The 8,004-nt window shown below is 72.1% G+C and carries 7 protein-coding genes; 5 read left to right on the top strand and 2 right to left on the bottom strand.

Features of this window, described 5'->3' with window-relative positions; genetic code table 11:
* The 5 genes from VQ03_RS31045 to VQ03_RS16375 all read left to right on the top strand — a co-directional run.
* Positions 1-2,065: ATP-binding protein (locus VQ03_RS31045; RefSeq protein WP_053078609.1), on the top strand; the 2,065-nt coding region annotated here is incomplete at its 5' end.
* Between the two features lie 223 nt (positions 2,066-2,288).
* Positions 2,289-2,702, top strand: a complete 414-nt coding sequence (locus tag VQ03_RS16390; RefSeq protein WP_048451966.1) for a response regulator — start codon at positions 2,289-2,291, stop codon at positions 2,700-2,702.
* Entirely contained in the window at positions 2,699-3,736 is a 1,038-nt protein-coding gene (locus VQ03_RS16385; protein WP_157064131.1) for a sensor histidine kinase, read from the top strand. The genes VQ03_RS16390 and VQ03_RS16385 overlap by 4 nt, the downstream gene beginning before the upstream one ends.
* 462 nt (positions 3,737-4,198) lie before the next feature.
* Positions 4,199-4,582, top strand: coding sequence for a hypothetical protein (locus VQ03_RS16380; RefSeq protein WP_157064130.1), 384 nt, complete (start codon positions 4,199-4,201; stop codon positions 4,580-4,582).
* Positions 4,583-4,729: 147 nt separating this feature from the next.
* Positions 4,730-5,065 carry an Hpt domain-containing protein gene (locus VQ03_RS16375; protein WP_048451963.1) on the top strand — a complete coding sequence of 112 codons (336 nt, stop codon included), beginning with the start codon at positions 4,730-4,732 and terminating at the stop codon, positions 5,063-5,065.
* Between the two features lie 4 nt (positions 5,066-5,069).
* Here VQ03_RS16375 and VQ03_RS16370 read toward each other — a convergent pair whose 3' ends face one another.
* Both VQ03_RS16370 and VQ03_RS16365 read right to left on the bottom strand, forming a co-directional pair.
* Positions 5,070-6,722, bottom strand: a complete 1,653-nt coding sequence (locus VQ03_RS16370) for a DEAD/DEAH box helicase (RefSeq protein WP_048451962.1) — start codon at positions 6,720-6,722, stop codon at positions 5,070-5,072.
* Between the two features lie 167 nt (positions 6,723-6,889).
* Positions 6,890-7,999 (bottom strand): TAXI family TRAP transporter solute-binding subunit, encoded by a 1,110-nt coding sequence (locus VQ03_RS16365; RefSeq protein WP_083468044.1) that lies wholly within the window; start codon positions 7,997-7,999, stop codon positions 6,890-6,892.
* Between the last annotated feature and the right edge of the window lie 5 nt (positions 8,000-8,004).

The raw sequence follows: 8,004 nt of genomic DNA, 5'->3' as shown, positions 1-8,004 counted from the left end.
GCCCGAGCGCTTCACCGGCATCCAGGCTCCGGACGACCTGCGCCACGCCTCCGGGCCGGAGGGCAGCTGGCGCGGCACCTCGCTCGAGGGCGAGCCGTTCTTCGTCGCCTATGCGCGGGCCGGGGTGCCGGATTGGCGCGTCGCCGTCGGGGTGCCGGAGGAGGCGCTGGCGGCCCCCGTCCGCGCCTCCCTGGTCTGGTTCGCCGGGCTCGGGATCATGCTGGCGGCCATCGCGGCCGTGCTGGCCTTGGCCTTCGCCCGCGGCATCGCGGCGCCGCTCCAGGCCCTGCGCGACCAGGCGGTGGCCCTCGGGCTGGGCCGCGCGGCACCCGTTCTGACCGGGGTGCCGGCGGAGGTGGCGGCGGTGAGCGCCGAGATCGCCGGCGCGGCGCAGCGCCAGCGCGATCGGACGGCCGAGCGGGCGCGGGCCGCCTCGGCCCTGCGCGCCGAGACCCAGCGCCTGGAGGTGCTGAACCGCCTCGGCACGGCCTTGTCGAGCGAGCTCGACCGCCAGCGCCTCGGCGATGCGGTGGTGGAGGCCGCTTCCCACCTGACGGGAGCGACCTACGGCGCCCTGTTCGAGCGCGTGCCGGAGGGCCCGGACGGGCCCGAGCACTGGCAGCTCCTCAGCCTCACCGGCGCTCCCCGGGAGGCCTTCACCCGCTTCGGCCTGCCGCGGGTGACGAACCTCTTCAGCCAGACCTTCGCGGCCGGCGGGGTGGTCCTGAGCGAGGACGTGACGACGGATCCGCGCTACGGCAGCCATGGCGGCATGCCGAAGGGCCACCTGCCGGTGCGCAGCTACCTCGCGGTTCCGGTGGTCTCCGGCACCGGCGTCACCCTCGGCGCCCTGCTGTTCGGCCATCCCGAGCCGCACCGCTTCGGCCCCCGCGAGGCGTCGCTGATCGAGGGCCTGGCCGGACAGGCGGCGGTGGCGATGGACAATGCCCGCCTGTTCGCCTCTGTGCGGCGCGAGCAGAGCCGGTTCGAGGCCGCCGTCCAGGCGGTGCGCGGCGTGCTGTGGACCAACGGCGCCGACGGCCGGATGACCGGCGACCAGCCGGCCTGGGCGGCGCTCACCGGCCAGAGCCCGGAGCAATATGCCGGCTTCGGCTGGGCCGAGGCGGTTCATCCGGACGACCGGGCCGCCAGCGTCGAGACCTGGAACGCCGCCGTGGCCGAGCGCCGGCGCTACACCCACGAGCACCGGGTGCGCCGCCACGACGGGGTGTTCCGCACCTACGCGATCCAGGCGGTGCCGGTGCTCGACCCCGACGGCGCGATCCGCGAATGGGTCGGCGTGCATTCCGACATCACCGAGCAGCGCGCGGCGGAAGCGGCGTTGCGCGAATCGAACGAGGAGATCCAGCGCTACGCCTACATCGTCAGCCACGACCTGCGGGCGCCGCTCGTCAACATCATGGGCTTCACCAGCGAGATCGAGGCGAGCCAGGACGAGATCCGGGCGGCCCTCGCGGGCCGGCCGGACGCCTCGCGGATCGATGCCGACCTCACCGAATCGGTGGGCTTCATCAAGGCCGCGATTACCAAGATGGACGGCCTCATCAACGCCATCCTCAAGCTGTCGCGCGAGGGGCGGCGCAACTTCCAGCCCGAGCCGCTGGCGATGACCGCCCTGGTGCAGGGCCTGGCCGACGCGCAGCGCCACCAGGCCGGCACGGTCGGCGCGGCGATCGAGATCGGCGACCTGCCGGACCTCGTCGCCGACCGGGTCGCCGTGGAACAGATCTTCGGCAACCTGATCGACAACGCGATCAAGTACCTGGCGAAGGACCGGCCGGGCCGGATCGGGGTGACGGGCTCGGTCCTGGACGGGTTCGCGGTCATCCGGGTGACGGATAACGGCCGCGGCATCGATCCGCGCGACCACGCCCGGGTGTTCGAGCTTTTCCGCCGCTCCGGCGTGCAGGACCGGCCGGGGGAGGGGATCGGGCTCGCCCATGTCCGCACCCTGGTGCGGGCGCTCGGCGGGCGGATCGACCTCGCCTCGGAGTTCGGGACCGGCACGACCTTCACGGTGACGCTGCCGCTGCGCCAGGTCTGAGTAACCGGGTCGGCGGATGCAACGCCAAGTTAACGTGATCGAGTGGTTTTCTACGCCAGCAACGTGTCCCACGGCACGAAAAATGGTCTAGAGAGGGTATGACAGGAGCATGTCTCCCCCAAGGGCCGCGGTCGGCGCGGTTTGCGTGAGCGAGAACGAGGCGTCCCGGCGCGGCCGGGACTCCGCCGCGAGGAGTTGTCAGGTGCCGGCCGTACACATCGTGATGATCGAGGATGACGAGGGCCATGCCCGGCTGATCGAGCGGAACATCCGCCGTGCCGGCGTCAACAACGTCATCGAGTCGTTCCGGGACGGGACCTCCGCGCTCGCCGCCCTGTTCGGGCCGGACGGGACCGGCGAGATCAATGCCGGCCGGCCGCTCCTGATCCTGCTCGACCTCAACCTGCCGGACATGACCGGCATCGACATCCTGCAGAAGGTCAAATCGAACCCGCACCTGCGCCGCTCGCCCGTCGTGATCCTGACGACCACCGACGACCAGCGCGAGATCCAGCGCTGCTACGACCTCGGCTGCAACGTCTACATCACCAAGCCGGTGAACTACGAGGGCTTCGCCAACGCGATCCGCCAGCTCGGCCTGTTCTTCTCGGTGATGCAGGTTCCGGAGAGCGCGTGACCGTGACCGACCCGGTCCGCCTGCTCTACATCGACGACGATCCCGGGCTGGCGCGGCTGGTCGCCCGCACGCTCGCGGGCCGGGGCTGCACGGTCGAGCACGCGGCCGACGGCGAGGCGGGCCTCGCCCGCATCGCGGCGGAGCGCTTCGACGTCGTCGCCCTCGACCATCACATGCCGATGGAGACCGGCCTCGACATCCTGCCGCGCATCCGCGCCCTGCCGGACCCGCCGCCGGTGATCTACGTCACCGGCTCGGAGGACAGCCGCGTCGCCGTGGCCGCGCTCAAGGCCGGCGCCGTCGACTACGTGTGGAAGGACCTGCAAGGGCATTTCCGCGATCTCCTCGCCGAGGCGGTGGCGACGGCGGTGCTGCAGGACCGCACCCGCCGGGAGAAGGAGCGGGCCGAGGCCGAGGTGCGCGAGGCCCGCGACCGGGCCGAATTGCTGCTGCGCGAGGTCAACCACCGGGTGGCGAACAGCCTCGCCCTGGTGGCCGCGCTCGTGCGGATGCAGGCCAACACCGTCACCGACGCCTCGGCCCGGGCGGCCCTCGAGGAGACCCAGACCCGCATCACCGCGATCGCCGGCATCCATCGGCGCCTCTACACCTCCGACGACGTGCGGGTGGTGGCGGTGGATGCCTACCTGGCGACCCTGGTGGAAGACCTCGACGGGGCGATGAACGCCACCGGCCAGCGCCACCGCATCCTGCTCGACGCCGCCCCGGTCGAGGTGGCCACCGACAAGGCGGTCTCCCTCGGGGTGATCGTCACCGAGCTCGTCACCAACGCCTACAAGTACGCCTATCCGGAGGGCGTCACCGGCGAGATCCGCATCACGGCGCGCCGCGACAGCGACACCTTGCGCCTCACGGTGGCCGATGACGGCGTCGGCTGGCAGGGCGCCGGCACGCCGCGCGGCACGGGGCTCGGTTCGCGCATCGTCCGCGCCATGGCGTCGAACTTGCGGGCGCAGATCGATTATGCCCCCGCGGAGCGGGGCACGGCCGCGAGCATCGATATCGTGCTGTGACACGTAATCCGGACGATCACGTCCGGATTCCATATCACCAGCCCGCGCGGCGCTTGAGCGAAGCCGGAATCCGCATTGCGAAAGCGATCCGACAGGATCGCCTGAAGCAATCAGTCGGCTTTCGTACGACACCGACGGCCCGAGAGGCCGACGCGGCAGGCGGGTCACAGGACACGGCCGTGGCGCGCGCCATTCCTCCGGAAGCCCGATATCGCTCCGCCGCCCATCCCGGGGCATCCTCCCGTGCGAAAAGGGGCGAGGGTTGGCGGGACCTGCGACGACGCACCCTCCACCGCGGGCCATCCCCGCATCCCACCCCCCTTCCACCGAATTCCACTCAATTGTTTAACGAACGGAAACTCCGCCTTAAGACAACCTTCAAGCTCCCGCGGGACGTTAACAACCGGGTAGGGCTCTTGACCGTTAGCTGGACCGGATGAGATCGCCCGAAAGGAATTCGTAGTGATCGCGACCAGCAGTCTTGCCGCGGCGCTTCCGCCAGCCGCGATCGACCCGATCGTGCGGAGCGGCCCCGTCCGCCCACGAAATCCCGGCACCGACCAACCCCTCGGCCCGGCCGTGATCCTCGACCTGAGCCCGGATGCGTCGCGGGATGTCGCGCGCGGCAGCGCTCCGGCGACGGACATTCCCGAGCCGTCATCGGATCGGGCGCATTACCAGCGCGACGCCGACACCAACCAGATCGTGTTCCAGATCCTCGGCCCGGATGGAACGGTCGTCGAGCAAATGCCCTCCGAGGCCGCCCTGCGGGCTCGGACCTATGCCCGCGAGGCCGAGGCGGCCCGGGCGACGGAGATCGGCACGGCCGTGGCGCGGTCGGCCTGATCCTCCGGGGCGGCCTCGGTGCGACAAGCGGGCACCGATCTGGAAGATCGGCCTGGTGGCCGAGCATCGCGGCCGCCCCATATCCCGTAGCGTCGCGTTCCGAGAGCCGAGATGCATTGGGCAGACGCGGACTTGGAACCGGATGCCATGGCGACACCGCCCCCCTCCCTCGACGCCGAGACCTATGCCGACCTGCGTCAAGCCGTGGGCGACCAGGCGCTTCCGGTGCTGCTCGGACGCTTCCAGGCGCAGTTGCGGGACTGGTCGGTGACCGGGGAGCCGGCGGCGCTCGGCGCCGCGGCGCACGGGGTCATCGCCTCATCGGGGCTGATCGGCTTCGCGCGGCTGTCGCGCCTCTGCGCCGCCCTCGAGACCGCGTGCCGGGAGGGCGATCTCGAGACGATCCGGGACCTCGCCGCGGAGGTCGCCGCCGAGAAGGCCTTCGCCGAGGCCGAGGTCGGCCGGCTGATCGCGGCGGGCTGACGGGTCAGGCCACCCGGCGCGTGTCGGTCCAGGTCGCCCCATCGGCGAGGCGGTAATCGACGCTCTCGGAGAGGCGGCCGGTCGGCACGATCCGGACCGCCTCCGGCCGGGACAGCTCGTCGCAGCGCGCCAGGGCTTCGTCGATGTCGAGGGGGGCCGGCATGTCGCCGCCGAGGCGGCGCCACCACTGCACCGCCTTCTCGCGGGCGAATCCCGAGGCCTCGAGGTCGAGGCGCACGGTCATGGCGTCCTCGTCGCCCTCCAGCGCCACCGCCAGCACGTCGGGGCCGCGCAGGCGCGCCTCGCGCCGGAAGTGCCAGCCGGCGACCGGCCACCAGCGCGCATGCGCCTCGCGCACCACCGCGACGGTGCCGGCGGAAAGGACCGCGGTCTCGTCATCGGCCACCGCCTCGTGCGGCAGCTCCACCGCGTCCTCCTCGGGCTCGACCCAGCAGGCCTCGCAGGTGCTGGCGTTGAGCGCGATCAGCGCGCCGCAGCCCGGACAAGGCTTGGCCCGAGGTCCGCCGGTGTCGCCGAGGAGCCGCGCCCGCGCCACCGCATTGGCCGAGAGCACGTCGATCGGCCCATGCCGGCGCACGAGGCCCGCATAGTCGAGCACCAGGGCGTCGGCCTTGCCCTGCGCGCGGCGCAGGCCGCGGCCGACCTGCTGGACGTAGAGGCCGGTGCTCTGGGTCGGGCGCAGGAGCGCGATCAGGTCGACCTCCGGGACGTTGAAGCCCGTCGCCAGCACCCCGACCGAGGTGAGGCAGCGCAGGCGCCCGGCCCGGAAGTCGCGCACGATGCGGTCGCGCTCGCGCTTGGGCGTCTCGCCCGAGATCGATTCGCAGGTGAATCCCTCCGCCCGGATCGCGTCGCGCACCGCATCGGCGTGCTTCACCCCGGCGCAGAAGGCGAGCCAGGCCCGGCGCTCGGCGCCGTACGTCACCATCTCGGCGACGGCTGCCTTGGTGATGACGTCGCGGTTCACCGCGGCCTCGAGGGCGCCCGGCACGTAGTCGCCGGCCCGCAGGGGCACGCCGCTGACGTCGAGGAGCGTGGCGGTCGCCTTCGAGACCAGGAGCGAGAGGTAGCCCTCGCGGATCAGGTCGCCGACCTGGGCCTCGTAGACGATTCCATCGAAGACGCGGCCCTGGCCCTCGTCGAGGCGCCCGCTGTCGAGGCGATAGGGCGTGGCGGTCAGCCCGACGAGGCGCATCTCCGGCGAGCGCGCCCGCACCGCGTCGAGGAAGCGGCCGTAGCGGGTCTCGGCGTCGCGGGGGATCAGGTGGGCCTCGTCGACGATCACCACGTCGAAGCCGCCGGTCGCCTCGACCCGGTTCCAGACCGACTGGATGCCGCAGAACAGGATCGGCTTCGTCTCCTCCCGCCGCCCCAGCCCGGCCGAGACGATCCCGGCCGGAGCCTCCGGCCAGAGGTTCAGGAGCTCGGCGTGGTTCTGGGCGATCAGCTCGCGGGTATGGGTGACGACGGCGATCCGGGCCTCGGGGTCGCGGGCCATCGTCTCCCGCACCAGGGTGGCGATGACGAGGCTCTTGCCGGCCCCGGTCGGCAGCACGATCAGGCCGTTGCGGCCGCCGCGCGCCCAATCGGCCTGGAGCGCGTCGAGGCTCGCGCGCTGGTAGGGACGAAGCAGCATCGCGCCGCCATAGCCGGAGAACGCATGTTCATCCAGGCTTGACAGCGAGGGGAGGTCGGGGAGCGGCTTCCCCGTATCAGACGAATCAGCGAGCCGGCCGGCACGATCCTAAGCACATCCTCACAAGTTTTGTGGTATGCTGGGGTGTCGTGCAGGGCATGGAGCCCTCACCGCCCCCGCCCATCCCGCCACTTCAAGAATTCCTGATAAAGCTGGTCGCGGTCGACCTCGCCCGCGGCGCGGCGCTGGGTCAGGAACTGCGCCACCTCGCCGGGCGCCGCCGCGACCCGCGGGGCCGGGCCGCTGCGGTGCTCCAGCCAGTCCTTGGCCGCCGGGAAGCGGGGCCAGTCGGCGACCTCGGCGGTGAGGTTCACCTCGCGCCATTTCGGGTGCCGGGGCGGTTTCAGGAAGGCGTCGTACTGGCTGAAGAAGGCATCGACGAAGCGGGCGATGCGATTGTAGCGCTCGCTGCCCTTCGGCCAGTTATAGGCCGCCAGGATGGTGCCGACCGCCAGCGTCCGCACCGGAGCCCCCTCGGGCGCGAGGAGCGGGTAATCGGCGTGGGTCAGCTCCGCCGGCATGTAGCTCTCGGCGGCCGCACCGGCGAAGGGCACGTCGAGCAGGCGGAAGCGGTCGCCGGCCTGGAACTCGGCCAGCACCGCCACGGGCTTGGCCGCGACCGAGACGACGGCCGCGATCTCGCCCCGCTCCAGCATGCCGAGGGCCGCCGGCTGATCGACATTGACCGCCTCGACGGCGAGGCCGAGCCCGGCGAACATCGCCCGTCCGGACACGTCGGTGCCGCTGCCGCGCACGTCGAAGCTCACCTTGCGGCCGGCGAGCTGGCGGATGTCGGTCAGCTCCCGCGAGGCCACGACGTGCAGCTCGTCGTTGAACAGCCGTGCGATGTAGGCGATGTGCGCCTGGGCGTTGCCGACTCGCCGGTCCTTGCGCAGCTGGTCGAGGGAATCGGTGCGCACGAAGCCGATATCGATCCCGCGCAGGTAGCGCAGGTCGTAGGCGTTCTGCCCCGCGCCCTTGCCCATCACCGGCAGCACCCGCAGGTCCTTGACGCCGTCGAGCACGAAGGCGAGGTCGCTCGCCATGCGGAAGTAGGTGCCGCCGGGGGTACCCGAGATCACCGCCACGGTGCTGGCATTGAGGTGGCTGCCGAGCGCCACGTCCTCGGCGGTCTCCCGCGGGGCGGAAGCCTGCACCCGCGGCCGGGGCGGAGCGGCCCGGGCCGGCCGGGCGGGCGTCGGCATGGCGGCGGGCATGGCGG

Origin of the sequence: Methylobacterium tarhaniae (assembly GCF_001043955.1) — a bacterium.
In the GTDB taxonomy this organism is placed as follows: Bacteria; Pseudomonadota; Alphaproteobacteria; order Rhizobiales; family Beijerinckiaceae; genus Methylobacterium; species Methylobacterium tarhaniae.
This window is presented reverse-complemented; position numbering and strand designations above follow the sequence as displayed.